Raw genomic sequence first — 19,988 nt, 5'->3', positions numbered from 1 at the left:
AAAGTAAAAACTTTTTTTTTATTCTCCAAATTTATTTTCAAAAATTTTTAATTTTCTTCGGATAAATATTTTCTGAGTTTATCTATTGCCTGTTCTATTTTAATATTCTCTTCTTCTCTTTCTATTTTTTTGATAGTGTTGCTGAGCATTACTATCGCATTGTTCCATTCTCCAGTGGTATTGGTGAAGGTAAGTCCGTCAATCGTTACTTCAAAAGTGACCCTTTCTCCAGTCCTGTCAAGTCTGAAACTTATTTTATCATCACTGCCTGTTATCCCGCCTTCATTGATTTTTAAATCGTAACTTTTTGGGTTAGAGTGGATTTTCTTAAAAAGCAATTTTGCTTCTTGTATTTTTAAATCCGGCATGATATAAATTTGGTAGCCTATAGGAGAATCGAACTCCTGTTGCAAGGATGAAAACCTTGAGTCCTAACCACTAGACGAATAGGCCAAATTTTGAGGTCGCAAAAGTAATAATTAACTTTTTAACTTCAAAATTATTTTTTATTATTTGAAAACTTTTTGAATTACAGTATTCTTAATTCCTTTAGCCTCAAGATCTTTCTGTAATTTCACTGCATCCTCCAGAGAATACACTTTTCCGTATGTATAATAGAAAACTCCGCTTTCTTTATTTCTTTCCACATCTTTCAGCGTCTGAAGAATGAAAGAATTTCCATTCAGTTTTTCACCAACGTATACTTCAATCGTATAGTATCCTGTACTCAGTTTTTGGTTCGGCATAAATCCAACTGCATATGCATTTTTAAACCCTGCGTCTTTTGCTGTTTTAATGTTGATATCTCTTACAGAAGCAAGGTTGGTAACCCCGTAATAATATTTGTACTGTCCGTTCTCTTTGATAGGCAGGATGTAATTTAAACCTTTCAAAGCAGGATCTCCGTCGTTGTATTTTTCAGGAGAGCTAAGCAATAGGATTCTGAAATCGTTTTTCAGCGCTACTTCCGCCAGTTTATCCGGTTCAGGTTTTTTCACCACTGCCGAAACACCGGATTTCCTGTCGATCGCTTTCTTATAATCAATAATTGCCTGATAAATACTTTCCGAAATTTCATCCTGTCCTTTTTCAGATGCCAGATAATGGCTTTCTTCGGGATGATTGATGAATCCGGTTTCAATTAATACAGAAGGCATCGCATTCATACGGAGAACGTGCAGGTTTTTCTGGAACACCCCGCGGGAACTTCTTTTGTCTTTATTCACAAAATTATTTTCTACCAGTCCGCCAAGAAGAAGACTGGATTCCAGATATTTGCTTTGCTGAAGCTTCAGGGCGATTAAAGACTCCGGTGAGCTTGCATCATAAGAGCCAAAGGTCTGCTTATCTTTTTCATCAAGGAAAATTACATCATTTTCTCTTTTTGCCACTTCAAGATTGGTGTCGTTCTGATCCGGTCCCTGTACATAAGTTTCTGTTCCGTAAGCAGTTGGTTTTTTGGAAGAATTACAGTGTATGGAAACAAAAAGATCTGCTTTGCTTCTGTTCGCAAGATTGGTTCTGTCGGATAACGAAGGATATTCGTCGATCTTTCTTGTATAGATTACTTTAAAATCTTTATTTTTTTCCAGCATTGCCCCAACTTTAAGGGTAATGGCAAGCGTTACATCCTTTTCGGAGATCCTTCCGATATCGGTGTAGGTTCTGTTAGCTCCGTAATCACTTCCCCCGTGTCCGGCGTCCAAAACAATGGTAAATTTCTTTTGCGAAAAAATAAAGTTGGTAAACAGGATGAAGAGAAATGATAAAATTATTTTAAAATTTACTTTGTGCATCTTACAGTTTTAAAATTTATATTAATTTTGAGCCTTAATTGTTTACATATAAATATAACAAAAAATTGGTCAAAACCGTCTCCAAAAATATATTACAAATTTTAATTATCCTAATTTTTAACAATTTTTTAGCACAGCAAAAGCCTGAAAAATTGCCTGAAAATGCGGTTAATGATACTATTTCCAAAAAAGATACCATTGTTCTGAAAAAGGAGCCTCTGGAATCTGTGCTGCAGACAAAAGCGGACTATCAGAGAAGAGATTTCCAGAAAAAAATGGTGTATCTGAACAAAAATGCCCAGGTGAAATACCAGGATATGCAGATTGATGCGGATTATATTTCCATTGATGAGCAGAAACATCTCATGTATGCACGCGGAAAACAGGATTCTTTGGGTAAAATTATCGAGCCTGTTATTACAACGCAGGCCGGGAAGAAATATGAAACCACAGAATTTCAGTATAACACCTTAACAAGACAGGCAATTGCCTATAATGCAAGAACCGAAGAAAGTGAAGGGGTAATTACGGCAAACAAAACCAAAAAATACAACGACAGTATTTTCGCGATGAGCCGCGCAGATTATACAACCGACGATTATTACATCAAGAAAAAAGATACAGCGGCAGATTATTTTTTAAGAGCAAGATATCTTAAACTTGTAAAAACAAAAAATAAATCTTCCATTGTTTCGGGACCGATTCAGATGTATATAGAGCAGGTTCCCACTCCGCTTATCATGCCTTTTGCGATTCTTCCTTTTTCAAGCAAAAGATCCGCAGGTATTCTGATCCCGAGTTTCGGGGAAAGACAGGATGTAGGATTTTTCCTGAATAGTCTGGGCTACTATCAGCCGATAGGAGAGCATTTCGATCTGAAAATTCTTTCGGATATTTATACGAAAGGAAGCTGGAATTTGCGGCCGGAGATGAATTATATAAAGAAATACCGCTATTCCGGAAATTTTTCTGCGGACATCGGAACCATGGTTCGCGGAATCAAAGGTCTGGATAATTACAGCAAAACAGGAACATACAGAATTGCGTGGAGACATACGCAGGATTCAAAAGCCAATCCTTTCCTCACGTTTTCGGCATCGGTAGATATTGTAAGTACGAAGTTTTATAACAATACACTGAACAACAATTATATCTTAAATCAGAATGTTTTAAACACCCAGCAGAACTCTACGGTTACCATTACAAAGAGATTTTTAAAACTTCCGGTTACCATTACGGGAACAGCTTCGTATTCTCAGAATTTTGCAACCGGTTTATCAGATCTGCGTCTGCCACAGATGAACGTGGCAATTAATCAGTTTTACTTATTTAAGTCAAAAACGGGAGTACGCGCCGGTCTGCTTGAGAATTTAACCGTAAATACTGGGGTGAATTTATCTAATTTTGTTCAGACCAATGAAGGGGAACTGTTTAAAGCAGCAATGTGGGATAAATTACAGACGGGAGTTAAAAATAACATTGCTTTAGGAACCAATACAACTGTTGCGAAATATTTCACATTCAGTTTAGGGGCGAATATTGATAATGCGTTAACTACAAAAACCATCAATAAATTCTACGATCCGCTTCAGAATAAAGTAATCACGGAAACCAATAAAGGAATTTCCGGATATTCTACATTTTCTACCACAGCAAGTATTCAGACGACTTTGTACGGACAGGCAAACTTTAAGAAAGGTTCTGCGATTGAAGCCATCAGACACATGATGACACCAAGTATCGGGTTTACCTATTCTCCGGATTTCGGAGGTTCCGGCTATGGATATTTTAAAAATTATTACGACGCGAACGGAGCTTTAACCCCGTATTCTATTTTTGAAGGCGGAATTATCGGAAGCCCGACCACAGGGTTGGTGGGAGCTTTAGGCTTTAACATCGGAAACAATCTGGAAATGAAAGTAAGATCGAAAAGTGATTCTACAGGCGTGAAGAAGATAAAGATTTTTGAATCTCTTAACCTTTCCGGAAATTATAATTTTGCAGCAAAAGATCACCCTTTTTCTATTATTACGATTACGGGGCAGTCTTCTTTCTTTAATAATAAGCTAAGCCTTAATACGAGTTTATCTTTAGATCCGTATAAAATTATCTTCCTTCCGGGGCAGGATGCGGGAATCCGAACAGAGCAGTTCGGGTACTTTAGTGTTCAGGGATTCAATGTTCAGATGTCTTATCCTTTAAGCAGCGAAATTTTTGGTGAGAAAACAGATTATGCCAAAAAGTATAAAACGAAGGGGGAGGTTAGAAATGAAAATTATTATTTTGATGATGATAATTATGCGCATTTCAATCAGGCATGGACATTAAACGTAAATGCAAATTATGCCTACACGAAAAGTTCGGCATCCAGAACCCCGACCAAGCTTGCTTCTGTAGGGCTCGACGGGAGTATTAAACTTACCCCGTACTGGAACATCAATGGGAGTACGCACTATGATATGGTAACGCAGAAACTGGCATATACCCGAATTGGTTTTGCAAGAGATCAGCGAAGTTTTACCATTAATTTCAACTGGGTTCCTTTCGGGCAGTATAAAGTATATGACTTCTTTATCGGCATCAAAGCCAATATCTTAAGCGATGCGCTGAAGTATAAAGACAGAAGTTTTACACAGCCTAATGCACCTTTCTAATATTTGATTCTAGAAATAGAATATAAATTTTATATTTGCATCCAAAATAAATTTTCATGAAAAAAGTAATCAACACTGTTAATGCTCCTGCTGCTATTGGACCCTATTCACAAGCCAATATGGCAAACGGAATATTGTATATTTCCGGACAGATCCCTGTAGATCCTGCAACCGGAAAGCTGGTAGAAGGGATTGAAAAGGAAACGCATCAAGTAATGAAGAATCTGGATGCTATTCTTAAGGAAGCAGGAATGACTTTTAAAAATGTTGTAAAAGCTACCATTTTTCTTAAAAGTATGGATGATTTTGCTGTAATGAATGATATTTATGCTTCCTATCTGGATGCTGAAAGCTTCCCTGCGCGCGAAACGGTACAGGTTTCCTGCCTGCCGAAAAATGTGGATATTGAAATTTCTATGATTGCACATCAGGATTAATGAACTTTATAAGAAATACAATTGCGGTTATCGTAGGTCTTGGAATTGCAGGACTCATTATTACTCTTGGGATAAGAGCATTTCCGCAATGGGTAAATTTCGACGCTTTTGCTCCGTTTGAGCATTGGCAGAGATTTCTTCAGAGCAAGCAGAACGACGGTGCGTTTTTCGGCTTTCTGCTGTTTATTTCCGGATTGGGAACTACAGTGGGAGGTGTGGCAACTGCCATTATCGTAAAATATGCTAAGGTGGCTTATGCTATTCTTATCGGTTTCATTATGCTTTTTATAGCCATGCTGGATGTTATTGTTTTTCCTTATCATCCTACCTTCTATAAAATCTCTATTTTTCTTACGTTCTTCCCGTTTTCGTGGATCGGAGGTAAGATTGTAGAAGTCATTTATGAACGAAAGAAGAAAAGAAGAATCGCTGAAAAAATGAATAAATCATAATTATAAAAACGTTGCAGGTTGCAGCGTTTTTTGTTTGTGTATCAGTTTCCGGAAAGTTTGCTGCAGGGGTGAAACATCCTTTCCCGATTCCCTGAAAAGCTGTTGCAGGGTTGCAGGAAGCTTTCCGGAAGGCTGGTTTGCTGATTTCAGTTGCAGGATTTCTTTTTCAATAAATAAGATATTTCTGAATATTAAACTAAAAAAACCCGGCTGCCTCATTTGAGGCAGCCGGGTTTTTGATATGAAGTGAAGTTTAGCTCTGTAAATTAAGGCATTTTAAATCCTCTCTGATATCCTCTTCCGTAATCATCCATGTATTTGATCTGAGCAGTTCCGGTGAACTTATTCAGAATGTTTTCTACGTCTTTTTGTGAGTTTACAGGTTTCCCGTTGATTTCTGTGATGATGTATCCGTCTACGATTCCTGCTTTAGCCATTTCACCGCCTTCAATTACATTTTTGGCGATTACTCCGCTGTTCAGCCCATAATACGCTTTTGTTTTATCATCAATACTCTGGAAATCGGCTCCGATTTTTTCCGTTACACTAAGATCCGCTTTGGTTCTTGTAGAAGTGCCTCCTTTCTGATCTCTTAAAGTAACCGTTGTTGTGGAAGGTTTTCCGTTTCTCTGATAAGTTACCGTCACTTTATCTCCGGGACGTTTGCTTCCGATCGCAATGGAAAGATCTGCAAAATCTGTAATTGGTGTTGTATCAATTTGAGTAATGATATCGCCTACTTTTAATCCTGCATCTTCTGCTCCGCTGCTTTCTCCAAATCCTGTTACCAGAACTCCTGAACCGGATTTATAATTGGTCTTTTTATCTTTATTGTATGCTGCAACAAGCTGATCGTCTGAAAGATCTAAAGAAGTTACCCCTAAGAATCCTCTCTGTACGATACCGAATTTTTTGATGTCTTCAACAATTTTTCTCGCTAAGTTTGCAGGAACTGCAAATCCGTACCCTTGGTAATAACCTGTGGTAGACTGAATAGCGGAGTTGATACCAATTAAATCTCCGTTTGTATTGACCAAAGCTCCTCCTGAATTCCCCGGATTAATAGCCGCATCGGTCTGGATAAAACTTTCAATCGGATTGGCTGCTTTTCCCTGTGAACTTAAAATTCCGATTCCTCTTCCTTTGGCAGATACAATACCTGCTGTAACGGTAGAATTTAATCCCAAAGGATTTCCTACGGCAAGTACCCATTGTCCTACTTCAATATTATCAGAGTTTGCAAAATTTAAATAAGGCAATCCTTTTTCTTCAATTTTAAGAAGGGAAATATCTGTGTTCGGATCTGTTCCTACTAAAGTGGCGATATAAGATTTTTTATTGCTTAAAACAACTTCCAGCTTATTGGCTCCTGCAACAACGTGGTTATTCGAAATGATGTATCCATCCGGCGAAATAATTACTCCCGATCCCATTCCTGAAGGCATATTATCGGGAACCTGCTGCTTTTGTCTCTGCTGTCCTCTTCCTCCGAAAGGATCTCCGAAGAAGAAATCGAACATATCCTGTTCAGAAGCTCTGCTTGTACTTCTGGACTGATAGTTTTTAATGGTTACCACTGCCGGAACTGTCGTTTTGGCAGCCTTTACAAAATCATCTCCTACTGCAGCAGAATTCATTCCCGCAAAGGAAACATTGGAAGATTTTGTAAAATATGATTGATCTGCACTGTTGGAATCGTGATTAAAATATTGTAATCCTCCAACCGTAGTAGCACCGGAAATAACTCCCACTACTGCAAATGGTAATAGTTTTTTTAAAGTACTCTTCATTGTATATCTTTCTTTGTTATTTATTGATGTTAACTTTTTCATTTTACTGTAAACAAATTTAATGCTAAATACGTATGCAATTGGTGTGTAATGTTTCATTTTTAACTAAAATTTAACAGCGATTGCAATAATTTATGCATTATCCCATAAATTTTAAAATCTCAATTAACGATCCTTAAAAAAATCTTAATGACATTATGGCATATTGATGTTTGAAATGTCACAAGTTAAATCATGCTGACAATACGGAAGCCAAAAGAGTACCAATCTTAATGTATACCTGATAAATTTTATATTTCGGATTTATCTTAAAATAATTATCTTTGCAAAAATTTTCTCACTTAAAACGTTTATAGCATGCAACTGTACAACACCTTAAGCGCAGAAGAAAGAGCTCGATTAATTGATGAGGCCGGAAAAGAGCGCCTTACTCTGTCTTTCTATGCGTATGCCAAAATTGAAGATCCCAAAAAATTTCGCGATGATTTATTTATAGCCTGGAATGCACTTGATGCGCTTGGGCGTATTTACGTAGCACACGAAGGAATTAATGCACAAATGAGCGTTCCTGCGGATAATTTTGAGGCATTTCGCGACACTCTCGAAGTATATGATTTCATGAAAGGCATTCGTTTGAATGTAGCAGTAGAGCAGGACAATCATTCATTTTTAAAATTAACCATCAAAGTCAGAAACAAAATCGTAGCCGATGGTCTGAACGATGAGACTTTTGATGTTACCAATAAAGGTGTTCATTTAAGAGCAAAAGAATTTAACAGTTTGCTTGAAGATCCGAACACTATTGTCGTTGATTTCAGAAATCACTACGAAAGTGAAGTAGGGCATTTTGAAGGAGCAATTACTCCCGATGTGGAAAACTTCAGAGAAAGTCTGCCGATTATTAACGAGCAGCTACAGGATTTCAAAGAAGATAAAAACCTTTTGATGTACTGTACAGGAGGAATCCGTTGCGAAAAGGCGAGTGCTTATTTCAAACATCAGGGTTTCAAAAATGTATTTCAGCTGGAAGGCGGAATTATTGAGTACACCCGTCAGATAAAAGAAGAAGGCATAGAAAGTAAGTTTATTGGTAAAAACTTTGTATTCGATCATAGATTAGGCGAAAGAATTACCGACGACATTATTGCGCAGTGTCACCAATGCGGAAAACCGTGTGACAATCATACGAACTGTGCGAACGATGCGTGTCATTTATTGTTTATCCAGTGTGATGAATGTAAAGCGGCGATGGAAAACTGCTGTTCGACAGAATGTCAGGAAACCATTCATTTGCCATGGGAAGAGCAGGTTGCTAAAAGAAAGGGTCTTCAGGTAGGAAATAAAGTATTCAGAAAAGGAAAATCTGAAGCTTTGAAATTTAAAAAGTCAGGAAATTTGCCGGATGCACCATTGGCAAAAGCTGAAACAAAAGATATCCGTCAGAAAATAAAAGTTAAAAAGACTTTGATCGGAAAGGCGGAACATTATTATTCAAAATCTAAAATTGCTCAATTTTTAATTGAAAACAATGAACTTGCAGTAGGAGATAAAGTGTTAATTTCCGGGCCGACAACGGGAGATCAGGAAATAACCATCTCTCAGATCTTTGTGAACGGAGCTTTCAGCGATGTTGCAAAATCAGGAGATCAGATTACTTTCGAACTTCCTTTCAGAGTTCGTCTGTCTGATAAATTGTATAAAATCCTCGATTCTGATAACGCATAAAAACTATGTTAAAAGCAGAATTAAGAAAAAAATATATGCAAAAAAGAAAAGCCTTGTCGATTGATGAGGCTTTCTTGTTATCTGGAAAGATTTTTAAAAATTTCATTGAATATTTCAAACCTTTTCAAAGCCAGAAAATCCACATTTTCATCCCGATTGAGAAATTTAAGGAAATTAATACACAGATTTTTATCGATTACTTTTTAAGCCAAAAGATCAGAGTTTTTATACCTAAAATTATTGAAACAAAACTGATCTCTGTTGAAATTTTTTCCGATACAGAATATGAATTAAATTCATGGGGAATTTCCGAGCCGGTTTCTAATGAAGATTCGGGAGTTCCGGACTTTGATTTTGTTATTACCCCTTTGCTGTACTGTGATTCTAAAGGAAACAGGGTGGGATACGGAAAAGGTTTTTACGATGGCTTTTTTGAAACACTTTCGGAAAAGACAAAAAAAATCGGAGTTAATTACTTTAACCCCGAAGAAAATATCGATGATGTCTGGAAAAATGATATTCCGCTCGACTATTTGGTAACGCCGGATGATGTACTGTCTTTTTCAAGAGCATCGGAGTAAAATTTCACAAAGTAAAATTTAAATTCCTTGCTTTTCTGAGCCGGTTTTGATACCAAAGTGTATTGAGCATTCCGTTCAAAATTTCCCAACGATTTATTTTTATCCCCAAAATATTCCACATTGAATTTGGCGAAATTCAGCGTGTCTTTTTCCTTTATTTTCTGGAAAACATTCAGATTGCTGACACGTACTTTTTTTACATTCAGGCTTTCTAGTTCTTTAAAAAGATCCTTAAAGGTAGTAGAATCAGACTACTGGAAATACTTTTCTATTTTGGAATAAATTGCCGTATCAATTTCCGTATTTCTCTGTCCCGAAAGATATAAGGTAGACAAATCCAGAACATCCTGTACTTTTTGGGAGGTAATGGAATTAATAGCCTGTGTGCTATCCATTTTTACTGTCTTGTTGTTGGTGTTTCTTAGTTTTTCCAGATCGCTCTGTACTCCGTTTTCTTCCTTTTTAACGCACGAAGTCATGGTGAATCCTATTAATATGATAAAAAACAAAAAGTTATTTATTGTTTTCATTGGCTGAGATTTTAAATTTAATAGATACAATTTTTCCTTTGTTATCTGTTTTCATTTCGATAACATTAAGGTTTTTAAGTGATGTTGTAGGTGTAGTGACTAAAGTGATGTAATCTTCCTTGTCTAAAGTTTCAAGTCCGTAAATATCGCTGTCGTAAACCTGTGTAATTACGGCGTTATTGCTGATACGGTTTTCCAGCTGTCTTCTTTTTTGGGTGATAAGATCATTCTGCTCCTCAGAATTTCCGCCTTTTACATCCTTTGTGGAAAAATAATAAAGCGCCATCTTATAATCATCAGGTTTAAGTTCGATGGTTTCTTCTTCAGGGGCATTTTCCAAATTTCGGTTCACTTCGAGATATTCATAAAACGGAGAACTGATCTGCATTTTAAGATTTTTATCCTTTGTAGCATACCTGAAACATTCTCCGGGTTTTATTCTGTAAAGAATGGGAGATTCGTTTTCCTTGATTACCTTGATTTCTATTTCACGCTGAATGCTCAAATTTCTGTCGGCATCCGTAAAACAGTAGACATAAGTTTTTTGGAAGATCGCATCTTTAAATCCTAAAAGTCCGGTAAGAATTACTAAAATAGTCGTTACAATTGCCCAAACGTTCTTTTTGAAGAAATTTTTCTTCGGTTTTTCAGCGTCTGCTAAAGAAATTTTTTCAGTCTCTGAATTTTTATTAATTAATTGATTTTCAGGTATTGATTTTTGTAAATCGGAGTTTTCAGGGGTTTTAAATTCCTGTTTTTTAGGCAAATCTTCATCTTTAGGCAAATCCAGAGATGCAGAAACTGTTTTTTCCAGTTCTTTCAGCTCATCGTCTTTCAAATCTTCATCATCCTGCAGCAATTCACCTGCAAAAAGATGCTGTTTTTTGAATTCATACCATGAGTCGTATCCCGCATAAATACTGAGTAAATTCAGCATGTCGATTCGTGGCAGTTTAGTAACCGGAGAATTCTTGAAATAAGTATAAAAAGATTTTTCGCTGATGTTCCCTTTTGCCTTTTTTCTGAGATCTTCCTGAAAATAAATGATGTCGATACCCTTCCATTTCGAAATATCGTCATAGGAAGGAGTGTATTCTTTCAGATATTGAGCCTGGACATCCTTTTTCAGCTGCTCAAAATGTAATAGATCTAAGTCCGTCAATTTATTCTAAAATAATTAAATTATTGATTATCAGTAATGTTTTTTTGTAAAACTATTTTACAAAGGTATTACAATTATTTTTCCTAAACAAATTTTCTATCTGCTCTACCTTTGTCTTGTTCAAATAACAGAACAGAGAAAAGATTTTATAAAACAATATTAACAAAATTAAATTTAATTTATTATGAAAAAGTCATTATTCGTAGCTGCTATCGCTGCAATCTCTTTAGTTGCTTGTAAAAAAACTGAAGCTAACACTACTGAAGCTTCTACAGATTCAGTAACTGCTGCTACAGATTCTGCTACTGCTGCTATCGATTCTACTACAACTGCTAAAGTTGATTCAGTTAAAGCTGCTGGTGCTGCTACTACTGATTCAGTTAAAGCTGATGCAAAAGTTGCTAAAGAAGAAATCAAAGCTGAAGCTAAGAAAGAAGAAGCTGCTAAGAAATAATCTAAGCTTAAAAATAAAAGAACCGTTTCACTCAGTGGAACGGTTTTTTTATGCTTATATTGTAACGATTGTCAGTTGATCTGATCACGATCAACGATAAACAATCAACTAATCTCCAACAGCCAAATTATCCCTTCTTCTGCTTCAGTGTTTCGTAGCACGTGATTGCTACCGCATTGCTCAGGTTTAAAGAATCAATGCTTCCTGCCATCGGAATCAATGTGTTCTTTCCTTTCCCGATCCAGAAATCACTTAAGCCCGAATGTTCTGTCCCGAATAAAACGGCAGATTTCTGCTTGAAATCTCTTTTGTAAAGATCTTCGGCAGTTTCATCCATAATCGTTGTGTAAATATTGAAATTGTTTTTCTGAAGAAAATCTAATGTTTCATGGTTTTCTGCCTGAAAAACTTCCATTCCGAATAAACAACCAACACTTGAGCGAATTACATTCGGATTATAAAAATCGGTTTTTCCGTCTGAAACAATCAAAGCATCAATTCCGAAGGCTTCACAACTGCGCAAAATGGCACCCAGATTTCCCGGTTTTTCAACACCTTCTACAATAATGATCGTAGAATCTTCCTTTGGTTTAAATGAAGATAAATCCGCTTCTTTTGTTTTGTAAACCCCGATAATTCCTTCCGAAGTTCCGCGATAGGCGATTTTTTCGTATACTTTTTCGCTAACGAGATGAATTTTTCCTTTGGGAAGTTCTTTCTGAAAAATACTTTCACAAATAAAAAATTCCAGCGGTTCAAAATGATACTTCTGAGCGCGGTCGTTTTCCTGCTGTCCTTCCACCACAAAAACATCCGATTTTTTACGGAATCTGTTATCGGTAAGAAGTTTGGTAATATATTTTACTTTTTCGTTCTGAAAGCTTTCTATTAACATCCTGCAAAATTAGTTAAAATTTGCAGTTAAATAAAAACCTCAGAGCCGATCTGAGGTTGTACATTTTATTCTTCTAAATTTTCCAGTGCGGTCTGGGAGTTTTCTACCAGACTCTGCGGAAGGTCTTTCTTATTTTTTATCCCCAAAGATTTCAGCTTTTGGGTTTGGATCACCAAATTGTCATTTCCTGTTGAAAGCTGTTTGTAAACATCGTTATAAACATTTTTTGCCTGATCCAGATTTTTCCCTACTTTTTCCAGATTTTCGATAAAACCTACGAATTTATCATAGAGTTTTGCTCCTCTTTCCGCAATTTCCATGGAATTTCTGTTCTGATATTCGCGCTTCCAAAGGTCGGCAATCAGTTTTAAAGAAGTAATAAGGTTGCTTGGATTCAGCAGCAGAATTCTTCTTTCGTAGGCAAAATTCCAAAGATTCTGGTCTGCCTGCATCGCTGCAATATAAGCCGGTTCGCTCGGAATAAACATCATCACAAAATCCAGAGATTTTCCATAATCATCATATGCTTTTTGACTAAGCTGCGTAATGTGATTTTTAATGGAAGATAAATGCTGATTGAGTTTCATTAAATAAACATCCTGATCGGTTTCGTCTACCAGTTCGGTAAAAGCTGTGAGCGAAACTTTAGAATCTATGATGACATTTCTTTCATCGGGATATTTTATAACCGCATCGGGACGCATTTTTTTACCGGAAAATTCTGAGAACAATGCTTTGTGGTCTTCATCACGAAGCTCATGTTCAAGGAAATATTCTCTACCTTTTACCAGACCGGATTTTTCAAGAATGCTTTCGAGGATCATTTCTCCCCAGTTTCCCTGTGTTTTGCTTTCGCCTTTCAGAGCTCTCGTCAGTTTTTTTGCATCTTCAGAAATCTGCTGATTCAGTTCTGCTAATTCTTTTACTTTTTCGGCAAGAGAAAAACGCTCTTTGTTTTCCTTTTCGTAGGCTTCATTCACGCGGTTTTTCAATTCCGTGATTCTTTCCTGAAATGGTTCAAGGATGGTTTTAAGGTTGTTTTGATTTAAGGTGGTGAATTTTTCTGTCTTTTCTTCAAGGATTTTATTGGCTAAATTTTCGAACTGCAATTTAGATTCCTCCTGAATTTTCGCGATTTCTTCTTTCTGCGTCTGCAAAGATTTCTGTAAGCTTTCGTTAATCGCGGAAAGCTCTGAATTTTTTGCATATAAAGTCTGTTTTTCTGTTAAAAGATTTTCGATCTGAAGATTCTGTTTAGCGCTAAATTCTTTCTGTTCGGAAAACTGAGTGCTTAAAGAAGCGTGTTCCGCAGAAATTTTGGCAAATTCATTTTTCAGGTCATTCAGAAGGTCGCTCTGCTGTGCATTGATTTCTTTTTCTTTGCTGATATTCTGTGTTAATTCCTGAATTTTCTGATTGGAATTTTCTAAATCGGAACTGTTTTTAATGTGTAAATTATTGAGTTCATCGTAAGAATTCCTCGAAACGGTAGACGATTTCTGGGCGAAATATAAAATAACCGCACCAAGAATTCCTCCGGCTATAAATCCTATAATTAAATATGTCATCTCCATTTTTCAAAATTACAAAAAGGAAAATTGATTTCTTTTATGGAAAACCGTAAGTTTTATATTAGAAATTATTTTTTTTAACCGCAAAAGCTGCAAAAGATCATTATAATACGTTGATTACGATATTCAAAACTTTCGGTATAATAAAAAATTAAAAATCTTTTGTGACTTTGTGGTTAAAAATTAATCAACTAAAAGTTTTGGTTTTTCGGGAAAGATATTTGCAGGATCAATTTGTTTTCCGTTATTTCATCTTTTCAAATCAAAAATAAGTTTCATGAAATTCTTAAGCATTGCAGCGGTTATGTTTTCATCCATTTTTTCAGCGCAGGATTTTGCCAATTATGCTAAATATGAAAAGCAAAATCAGGAAGTTTTAGCAAAGAAGACAATTCCCAATACTGTTTTTATGGGGGATTCTATTACGGAAGGCTGGTTTTCTACAGATCCTTCATTTTTTACAAAGAATAATTTTGTCGGAAGGGGAATTAGCGGACAGGTAACTTCGCAGATGCTTTTAAGGTTCCGTGAAGATGTCATCAATCTAAAACCGAAACGCGTTATTATTCTTGCCGGAACGAATGATATTGCGGAAAATCAGGGACCGATTTCTCTGGATAAAGTTTTTGGAAATATTGTTTCGATGGTGGAACTTGCAAAAGAGAATAATATAAAAGTGGTACTTTGTTCGGTACTTCCTGCTTATGATTTCGGCTGGAGAAAAGATATGCATCCGGCGGAAAAAGTAATTGCCCTGAATAAAATGATCGAAGCGTATGCGAAAAAGAATAATATTCCGTACGTGGATTATCATTCGGAAATGAAAGATTCCCGAAACGGACTGGATAAAATCTACACCGAAGATGAGATCCATCCTACAGCAAAAGGCTACGAAAAGATGGAAGCTATTCTTTTGAAAAAACTAGGCAAAAACTAAGAGTCTTGCTCTAATCGAATTAAATTAATGGTAAGGTTACATAAGAAGTTAAACATTTTTGGTAGAAGCCAGAATTTCTATATTTTTCACCACGTCACTGCTCTCGCATTTTTTCAATTCCTTTAATAAAGAAGGAGTGAGAATTTTAGGATTCAAAATTTGGGTGGCAACTTTTGCGGCGGCGTAATCTACGATTCCGATCACGTTTTCTCTCAGAAAGTTGGGTGTATTCGATGCAATAACGGCAGTCGCCCAAGAGGTATCTCTCGCTTTTGAAATGGCAAAGTCCAGAACAGCGTTGTCTTTTCCGTTGGAAAATTTGTCAATTAATTCTACTGGATAACAAATCTTGTTTAAAGAATCCTGAACTTTCTGGTTAATGGAGGCAATCACATTGTTGATGTTTTCGAAGTCTTTTTTCAGCGGGTTGATTTTTCGGTAAGGCATAATGGATGCAGCGGAAATTCCCAAATCGAGATTGATGTGAGCATTCATGCCTAAGAAAATATGCTGTAAGATGAGCAGATTTTTGTTTTTTGCGGCTTCAAAAGCTAAAAACCAGGAGTTGGTGCATTTTTGTCCTTTCGAATAGGCTTCCCATGCTTCAAGATAACGTGTGGCAAAAGCGATATCCAGTACAGTCATTCTCGGATTGTCTTCAAATTTTTTCTGCTGAATTCCTTTCAGAACCTGCGCCGTCATAATTCTGTAGGTACAAGCAAAATATCCGACAGGACTTTGATTTTCTTTCGCCCAAATAATGATTTCGTCTAATTTTTTCAGAACTTCTTCAATGGTTTTCATGTTGTTTTGTTTTTTATAAAGATAAGAAAACCTTGTGTAAAAATATTTTGTATATTTAAATCTCTATAAAAGGAATTATTATAGAGGTGTCCGAAAATCTTAAGAGTAGGAGCAAATTAAACAAAATACTATGAAAAATTTAAAATCTTTAAGCCGAAAAGAGCTGAAAACAATTTCAGGAGGGCTTTATGAAAACTGTCAAGTTCCTTTAGAATACGGAGTCTGTAATCCGGGATATACCTTCTGCAGTAATCCTTATTGTTGTGTACTTGCGCGTAAACCTTATATTTGCATTGATTATTAGAAAAACAGGCTGTCATAATTTTGACAGCCTGTTTTTTATTTTTCGTAATACGTTATTTGAATTTTATTATCATGAAGTTTCATAATTCCTTTTTGGGGATGTTGGAAATACAATTCAAGATCATTCTCTGCTTTTTTAACAATAATGGGTTCTGAATAAAAAATCTTTTCAGGAAGTTCAGTTACTGTTTCAAACCGGTTATTTTTTAATTCTGAAATGGTTGTTTTTGTTCCGTCAATACCTGAAATTATTGAATACAGCTTTTTATTATATACAAAACTTGATATGATGAGAACTCTGGTTGTGTCAAGAATTTTTTTTGTTCCTAAAGTTGATTCTGATTCATATTCCCGAGTTATAATATCGGGATGATAAACTGGAATTTTCTTAGCTATTTCCATTTTTTCAGGATCTGAAATTTCCAGAATTTCTGAAAATCCCTGCATATGTGCTAAAGAATTTGAAATGTAGTATTTTCCATCTATTTTATTTACAGAAACAGGGCAGGTTGCAGCGGCATAATGAATGACATTGTTTTGTCTGTTTTTAAAATAAACAGTTCCTCCCCATTCACCAGAGCAGCTTTTCCGCACTTCGTATTTTTTATCTTTATAAAGTAATCCGGAAAAGTTGGTTTCCTCTTCTTTTAAATGCTTAAGTTCATCAATAATATTTTTTGAAACATGATTTATTTTTACTTCAAATACGGAAGATTTATTCTTGCAGTTAATTAATAATAGTAACAATAAAACGTAAGATAATTTTCTCATTGACCTTAGTAATTAAGGATTTTCTTTTGCAATTTCCTCATGGTGCTTCAGGTATAAAGGCAGAGCTGCGGATCCATACCATGGCAAGATTTCATATCCGAAGACTCCTGCTTTTACAGCGGGATCTGTTTTTACCCATGATTCTGCTTCTTCTTGGGATTTTGTATTGAAGATGAACATCCCTTCAAAATTTTGTTTGTTATCTGAGGTAAACGGTCCTGCCACTACAACTTTTCCTTCTTTAGCAAGTTTTCCGATGTTGGCTAAATGTTCTTTCATTAATTCAGCCATTTTTGTCCTGTCTTCAATTTTTGTAGTTCCTGTCGTCAGCATTACGATTACGTACGGCTTCATTCCGTATTTATCGGCTCCCAGTTCTGTAGCTAATTTTTCGTTGAACTTCGGTTTTTCTGTAGTTTTCTGAGCAAACGAAAATGCTGTTGCAAAAATTGAAGCTGATAAGATAATTTTTTTCATCATTTCTGTTTTAATCTTTTATTCTTAAAAATTCTTTCGCCAATTCAATCATTTTAGGATCTCCGGTATATTTTCCGTGTTCATCGGATAATTTTACAGTTGGAATCCATTCTTTATTCGGAGCCTGAACGCCGATAAGTTTCATGACAATATTCATTGGCTTTAAGCCGACATCGTTGGTAAGATTAGTTCCGATTCCGAAAGAAACTCCGATTTTTCCTTTGCAGTAATTGGTGATTTCTTCTACTTTTTCAAGATTTAAACCGTCTGAAAAAATAATATATTTGAATAGCGGATTAATGCCGTGTCTTTCATAATGGGCAATGGTTTTATCTGCGAATTCCAGAGGATCGCCGCTATCGTGACGAACACCGTCGAAAAGTTTTGCAAACTTTTTATCAAACTGCTGAAAGAAAACATCCGTTGTATAGGTATCTGAAAGGGCAACTCCCAAATCTCCGCGGTAAACATCTACCCAGTGTTCCAGAGCCAGTTCGTTTGCCATCTTGAAACCATATTCCGCAGCATGGAACATAAACCATTCGTGAGCGTGGGTTCCGATAGGTTTTACACCATACTTCATTGCGAAATGCACATTGGAAGAACCTATAAATGTAGACTCTTTCTTTTGTGTTAAAGCTTCCATAACCAGATTCTGAACTTTATGGGAATGTCTTCTGCGGGTTCCGAATTCTGCGAAATTAACGCCCAGTTTTGCCAGTGTTTCTGCTTTTTCCAAGGTTTTATTCATCACTACTTCATTGGAATCTCTTTCCATGTGGTTCATTTCGTAATGAAGCTCGCTGATGAGTGCGAGTAAAGGAACTTCCCAAAGAATTGTTCTGTACCAGAGTCCTTCAACCGTTACAGAAAGATCGCTTCCTTCCTGATGAATTTTAACTTCGGAAGGATCATAATGATAGCCTTCCAGAAAATCTAAGTAGGGAAGATCAATGTAAGGGCAGGTTCTTGCCATGAATTTTTTTTCATCTTTCGTCAACTTCAGTTCTGCCATTTTATTAACCGCTTCTCTTAAAGCAACATCGAAACCTTCAGGAAACTGATGTTTTCCGCGGTTAATGAATTCATATTTTACTACAGAGCTTGGGAATAATTTTACTACCGCATTCTGCATGGTTATTTTGTAAAAGTCGTTATCTAAAATAGAGTTTAATCGTACGTTGTGCATAATTGTGTAATTTATACGCAAATATAGTTATTAAAAATAAAATCACCTAAATGTAAGGTGATTTTTTTACTTTTTAAGGAAAATTTTTTTCTTTACTTCCCAAGATAAGAGTTGTACATCCATACTTCTTTTTCCTGTTCTGTAATGTAATCGCTCATCTGAGAGTTTGTTCCTTCGTCTCCCGCTGCATCAGTAATATCTAAAAGTTCTCTCTGAAGATCAATAACTACTTTGAATGAATTTAAAATGTTTTCAACACTTTTCGTAGCGTCGCTTACTTCCACGCTTTCTTTTATGGTTGATACTTTCAGGTAGTCTGAATAATTGTGAGCCGGTGTAGCACCCAATGTTAAAATTCTTTCTGCAATTTCATCAATCTTTAAAACAAGACTGTTGTATAGTTCCTCAAATTTAGGGTGAAGTGTAAAAAACTGATCTCCTTTAATATTCCAGTGAGAGCCTCTTGTATTCTGATAAAATACGGAATAGTTAGCTAAAAGAATATTTAATTTTTCTGAAATCTTTTTGCAGTCGGTTTCTTTAAGACCGATAATGTTGGCGTTTTTCATATCTATATTGTAGTTTATTTTTCTGAAACAAAATTAAGTAAATATTGTGCCGAAAATGCGGTTTCATGATTGATGATACTTATCTTTGATATTTTTAGAATGAATTTAAATGTGGTAGTTTTTGCATTCCAATTTGTGGCACCAATTTAATAACCCTGTTCTATATACATATTATTATATAGTAAAGTCAAAAATTGTAGATAATGATGCTGGAGCCACTGCTTATTTTAACAATACCCATTTGTATTAATAAATAATCTGGAAGAACTTAAAAATAATATCAAAGATTTTCACTGGAATAGGAATGTTCGTGTTGCAATTGTTGATAAACCGTAACTATCTGTTAATTAAATTTTAAATAAAAATATTATTTCTATATAACTGCTTGTTAATTAAAAAAATATTACTATTTTTGCACCCTAAAATAAAAAGCAATTAAATGCCTACTATTCAACAATTAGTAAGAAAAGGAAGAGCCACGCTTGCCAAGAAGAGCAAATCGGCTGCCCTAGATTCTTGTCCACAAAGACGTGGTGTATGTACGAGAGTATATACTACTACACCTAAGAAACCTAACTCTGCACTAAGAAAAGTTGCAAGGGTAAGACTTTCTAACGGTAAAGAAGTGAATGCCTATATCCCGGGCGAAGGACACAATCTTCAGGAGCACTCGATAGTATTGGTTAGAGGCGGAAGGGTGAAAGACCTACCGGGAGTACGTTACCACATCGTAAGAGGTGCATTAGACACTGCAGGTGTAAATAGGAGAACGCAGAGAAGATCGAAGTACGGAGCTAAGAGACCTAAACCAGGTCAGGCACCAGCTGCACCAGCAAAAGGAAAGAAAAAATAATCATTAAATAAGGTACAGAAACAATGAGAAAGACGAAA

General features: G+C 35.9%; 22 protein-coding genes and 1 tRNA gene. 9 read left to right on the top strand and 14 right to left on the bottom strand.

Annotated features, from left to right (window positions below):
* Positions 1-47: 47 nt before the first annotated feature.
* The 3 genes from WFK35_RS02045 to WFK35_RS02035 all read right to left on the bottom strand — a co-directional run bounded on the left by WFK35_RS02045 (position 48) and on the right by WFK35_RS02035 (position 1,796).
* Positions 48-368 carry a hypothetical protein gene (locus WFK35_RS02045; RefSeq protein WP_214588311.1) on the bottom strand — a complete coding sequence of 107 codons (321 nt, stop codon included), beginning with the start codon at positions 366-368 and terminating at the stop codon, positions 48-50.
* A gap of 10 nt (positions 369-378) precedes the next feature.
* Positions 379-453, bottom strand: a tRNA-Glu gene (locus WFK35_RS02040).
* Between the two features lie 56 nt (positions 454-509).
* The gene (locus WFK35_RS02035; RefSeq protein ID WP_336731109.1) at positions 510-1,796 is read right to left on the bottom strand and encodes an N-acetylmuramoyl-L-alanine amidase family protein; all 1,287 of its coding nucleotides are present in this window, start codon (positions 1,794-1,796) and stop codon (positions 510-512) included.
* A 65-nt stretch (positions 1,797-1,861) separates the two neighbouring features.
* Between WFK35_RS02035 and WFK35_RS02030 the strand changes: the two genes are divergently transcribed.
* Genes WFK35_RS02030 through WFK35_RS02020 form a run of 3 tightly spaced genes read left to right on the top strand, consistent with a single transcriptional unit; the run spans position 1,862 to position 5,339 of the window.
* Positions 1,862-4,450, top strand: a complete 2,589-nt coding sequence (locus tag WFK35_RS02030; protein ID WP_214588313.1) for a putative LPS assembly protein LptD — start codon at positions 1,862-1,864, stop codon at positions 4,448-4,450.
* A gap of 56 nt (positions 4,451-4,506) precedes the next feature.
* A complete protein-coding gene (locus tag WFK35_RS02025) occupies positions 4,507-4,887 on the top strand; it encodes a RidA family protein (protein ID WP_214588314.1) in 381 nt (126 codons plus the stop codon).
* On the top strand, positions 4,887-5,339 hold the full coding sequence (locus tag WFK35_RS02020; RefSeq protein WP_108409502.1) for a hypothetical protein: 453 nt from the start codon (positions 4,887-4,889) through the stop codon (positions 5,337-5,339). Before WFK35_RS02025 ends, WFK35_RS02020 begins: the two co-directional genes overlap by 1 nt.
* On the opposite strand, the gene WFK35_RS02015 is transcribed toward WFK35_RS02020, so the two are convergent.
* A complete protein-coding gene (locus WFK35_RS02015; RefSeq protein ID WP_336731108.1) occupies positions 5,340-5,558 on the bottom strand; it encodes a hypothetical protein in 219 nt (72 codons plus the stop codon).
* Positions 5,559-5,605: 47 nt separating this feature from the next.
* Positions 5,606-7,129 (bottom strand): trypsin-like peptidase domain-containing protein, encoded by a 1,524-nt coding sequence (locus WFK35_RS02010; RefSeq protein ID WP_214591173.1) that lies wholly within the window; start codon positions 7,127-7,129, stop codon positions 5,606-5,608.
* Positions 7,130-7,486: 357 nt separating this feature from the next.
* On the opposite strand from WFK35_RS02010, the gene trhO reads away from it, so the two are divergent.
* Both trhO and WFK35_RS02000 read left to right on the top strand, forming a co-directional pair.
* The gene (trhO, locus tag WFK35_RS02005; RefSeq protein WP_336731106.1) at positions 7,487-8,854 is read left to right on the top strand and encodes an oxygen-dependent tRNA uridine(34) hydroxylase TrhO; all 1,368 of its coding nucleotides are present in this window, start codon (positions 7,487-7,489) and stop codon (positions 8,852-8,854) included.
* Positions 8,855-8,859: 5 nt separating this feature from the next.
* Entirely contained in the window at positions 8,860-9,435 is a 576-nt protein-coding gene (locus WFK35_RS02000) for a 5-formyltetrahydrofolate cyclo-ligase (RefSeq protein WP_336731104.1), read from the top strand.
* 251 nt (positions 9,436-9,686) lie between these two features.
* On the opposite strand, the gene WFK35_RS01995 is transcribed toward WFK35_RS02000, so the two are convergent.
* Both WFK35_RS01995 and WFK35_RS01990 read right to left on the bottom strand, forming a co-directional pair.
* The gene (locus WFK35_RS01995; RefSeq protein ID WP_336731103.1) at positions 9,687-9,965 is read right to left on the bottom strand and encodes a hypothetical protein; all 279 of its coding nucleotides are present in this window, start codon (positions 9,963-9,965) and stop codon (positions 9,687-9,689) included.
* A complete protein-coding gene (locus WFK35_RS01990) occupies positions 9,949-11,127 on the bottom strand; it encodes a hypothetical protein (RefSeq protein WP_336731102.1) in 1,179 nt (392 codons plus the stop codon). Before WFK35_RS01990 ends, WFK35_RS01995 begins: the two co-directional genes overlap by 17 nt.
* A 184-nt stretch (positions 11,128-11,311) precedes the next feature.
* On the opposite strand from WFK35_RS01990, the gene WFK35_RS01985 reads away from it, so the two are divergent.
* Positions 11,312-11,581 (top strand): hypothetical protein, encoded by a 270-nt coding sequence (locus tag WFK35_RS01985; protein WP_235133050.1) that lies wholly within the window; start codon positions 11,312-11,314, stop codon positions 11,579-11,581.
* Positions 11,582-11,708: 127 nt separating this feature from the next.
* On the opposite strand, the gene WFK35_RS01980 is transcribed toward WFK35_RS01985, so the two are convergent.
* Together WFK35_RS01980 and rmuC are read right to left on the bottom strand one after the other, a co-directional pair.
* Positions 11,709-12,476 carry a TrmH family RNA methyltransferase gene (locus tag WFK35_RS01980; RefSeq protein ID WP_336731101.1) on the bottom strand — a complete coding sequence of 256 codons (768 nt, stop codon included), beginning with the start codon at positions 12,474-12,476 and terminating at the stop codon, positions 11,709-11,711.
* 65 nt (positions 12,477-12,541) lie between these two features.
* Entirely contained in the window at positions 12,542-14,044 is a 1,503-nt protein-coding gene (gene rmuC / locus WFK35_RS01975; protein WP_336731099.1) for a DNA recombination protein RmuC, read from the bottom strand.
* A 280-nt stretch (positions 14,045-14,324) separates the two neighbouring features.
* Here rmuC and WFK35_RS01970 point away from each other — a divergent pair, with 280 nt between their 5' ends.
* Positions 14,325-14,984 carry an SGNH/GDSL hydrolase family protein gene (locus tag WFK35_RS01970; protein ID WP_336731097.1) on the top strand — a complete coding sequence of 220 codons (660 nt, stop codon included), beginning with the start codon at positions 14,325-14,327 and terminating at the stop codon, positions 14,982-14,984.
* 48 nt (positions 14,985-15,032) lie between these two features.
* Here the strand turns inward: WFK35_RS01970 and WFK35_RS01965 are convergent, their stop codons facing one another.
* Positions 15,033-15,788, bottom strand: coding sequence for a DUF5995 family protein (locus WFK35_RS01965; protein WP_336731095.1), 756 nt, complete (start codon positions 15,786-15,788; stop codon positions 15,033-15,035).
* Between the two features lie 130 nt (positions 15,789-15,918).
* Between WFK35_RS01965 and WFK35_RS01960 the strand changes: the two genes are divergently transcribed.
* The gene (locus WFK35_RS01960) at positions 15,919-16,092 is read left to right on the top strand and encodes a bacteriocin-like protein (RefSeq protein ID WP_336731094.1); all 174 of its coding nucleotides are present in this window, start codon (positions 15,919-15,921) and stop codon (positions 16,090-16,092) included.
* Positions 16,093-16,127: 35 nt separating this feature from the next.
* On the opposite strand, the gene WFK35_RS01955 is transcribed toward WFK35_RS01960, so the two are convergent.
* From WFK35_RS01955 to WFK35_RS01940, 4 genes are all read right to left on the bottom strand, one after another.
* The gene (locus WFK35_RS01955; RefSeq protein WP_336731092.1) at positions 16,128-16,862 is read right to left on the bottom strand and encodes a hypothetical protein; all 735 of its coding nucleotides are present in this window, start codon (positions 16,860-16,862) and stop codon (positions 16,128-16,130) included.
* A gap of 12 nt (positions 16,863-16,874) precedes the next feature.
* Complete coding sequence (locus WFK35_RS01950) at positions 16,875-17,339, bottom strand: YciI family protein (RefSeq protein ID WP_336731091.1); 465 nt, start codon at positions 17,337-17,339, stop codon at positions 16,875-16,877.
* 10 nt (positions 17,340-17,349) lie between these two features.
* Positions 17,350-18,528, bottom strand: a complete 1,179-nt coding sequence (pncB, locus tag WFK35_RS01945; RefSeq protein WP_336731089.1) for a nicotinate phosphoribosyltransferase — start codon at positions 18,526-18,528, stop codon at positions 17,350-17,352.
* Positions 18,529-18,620: 92 nt separating this feature from the next.
* Positions 18,621-19,097: a Dps family protein gene (locus WFK35_RS01940; RefSeq protein WP_076391832.1), complete on the bottom strand. Its 477-nt coding sequence runs from the start codon at positions 19,095-19,097 to the stop codon at positions 18,621-18,623.
* A 439-nt stretch (positions 19,098-19,536) separates the two neighbouring features.
* Between WFK35_RS01940 and rpsL the strand changes: the two genes are divergently transcribed.
* A complete protein-coding gene (rpsL, locus tag WFK35_RS01935) occupies positions 19,537-19,950 on the top strand; it encodes a 30S ribosomal protein S12 (RefSeq protein ID WP_336731087.1) in 414 nt (137 codons plus the stop codon).
* Positions 19,951-19,988: the final 38 nt, after the last annotated feature.

This window comes from Chryseobacterium sp. VD8, from assembly GCF_037149975.1.
Classification (GTDB): domain Bacteria; phylum Bacteroidota; class Bacteroidia; order Flavobacteriales; family Weeksellaceae; genus Chryseobacterium; species Chryseobacterium indicum.
Note: the sequence above shows the minus strand (reverse complement) of the source record. Positions and strands in the feature narration are given on the sequence as shown.

Excerpts from the sequence above, each read along its gene's own strand:
- WFK35_RS01940 (WP_076391832.1), bottom strand. The coding sequence starts at position 19,097 with ATGAAAAACGCCAACATTATCGGTCTTAAAGAAACCGACTGCAAAAAG.
- WFK35_RS02000 (WP_336731104.1), top strand. The coding sequence starts at position 8,860 with ATGTTAAAAGCAGAATTAAGAAAAAAATATATGCAAAAAAGAAAAGCC.
- WFK35_RS01965 (WP_336731095.1), bottom strand. The coding sequence starts at position 15,788 with ATGAAAACCATTGAAGAAGTTCTGAAAAAATTAGACGAAATCATTATT.
- rpsL (WP_336731087.1), top strand. The coding sequence starts at position 19,537 with ATGCCTACTATTCAACAATTAGTAAGAAAAGGAAGAGCCACGCTTGCC.
- WFK35_RS02035 (WP_336731109.1), bottom strand. The coding sequence starts at position 1,796 with ATGCACAAAGTAAATTTTAAAATAATTTTATCATTTCTCTTCATCCTG.
- WFK35_RS01955 (WP_336731092.1), bottom strand. The coding sequence starts at position 16,862 with ATGAGAAAATTATCTTACGTTTTATTGTTACTATTATTAATTAACTGC.
- WFK35_RS01970 (WP_336731097.1), top strand. The coding sequence starts at position 14,325 with ATGAAATTCTTAAGCATTGCAGCGGTTATGTTTTCATCCATTTTTTCA.
- WFK35_RS01995 (WP_336731103.1), bottom strand. The coding sequence starts at position 9,965 with ATGAAAACAATAAATAACTTTTTGTTTTTTATCATATTAATAGGATTC.
- pncB (WP_336731089.1), bottom strand. The coding sequence starts at position 18,528 with ATGCACAACGTACGATTAAACTCTATTTTAGATAACGACTTTTACAAA.
- WFK35_RS01960 (WP_336731094.1), top strand. The coding sequence starts at position 15,919 with ATGAAAAATTTAAAATCTTTAAGCCGAAAAGAGCTGAAAACAATTTCA.
- WFK35_RS01950 (WP_336731091.1), bottom strand. The coding sequence starts at position 17,339 with ATGAAAAAAATTATCTTATCAGCTTCAATTTTTGCAACAGCATTTTCG.
- WFK35_RS02045 (WP_214588311.1), bottom strand. The coding sequence starts at position 368 with ATGCCGGATTTAAAAATACAAGAAGCAAAATTGCTTTTTAAGAAAATC.
- trhO (WP_336731106.1), top strand. The coding sequence starts at position 7,487 with ATGCAACTGTACAACACCTTAAGCGCAGAAGAAAGAGCTCGATTAATT.
- WFK35_RS02010 (WP_214591173.1), bottom strand. The coding sequence starts at position 7,129 with ATGAAGAGTACTTTAAAAAAACTATTACCATTTGCAGTAGTGGGAGTT.
- rmuC (WP_336731099.1), bottom strand. The coding sequence starts at position 14,044 with ATGACATATTTAATTATAGGATTTATAGCCGGAGGAATTCTTGGTGCG.
- WFK35_RS02020 (WP_108409502.1), top strand. The coding sequence starts at position 4,887 with ATGAACTTTATAAGAAATACAATTGCGGTTATCGTAGGTCTTGGAATT.
- WFK35_RS02015 (WP_336731108.1), bottom strand. The coding sequence starts at position 5,558 with ATGAGGCAGCCGGGTTTTTTTAGTTTAATATTCAGAAATATCTTATTT.
- WFK35_RS02025 (WP_214588314.1), top strand. The coding sequence starts at position 4,507 with ATGAAAAAAGTAATCAACACTGTTAATGCTCCTGCTGCTATTGGACCC.
- WFK35_RS01985 (WP_235133050.1), top strand. The coding sequence starts at position 11,312 with ATGAAAAAGTCATTATTCGTAGCTGCTATCGCTGCAATCTCTTTAGTT.
- WFK35_RS01980 (WP_336731101.1), bottom strand. The coding sequence starts at position 12,476 with ATGTTAATAGAAAGCTTTCAGAACGAAAAAGTAAAATATATTACCAAA.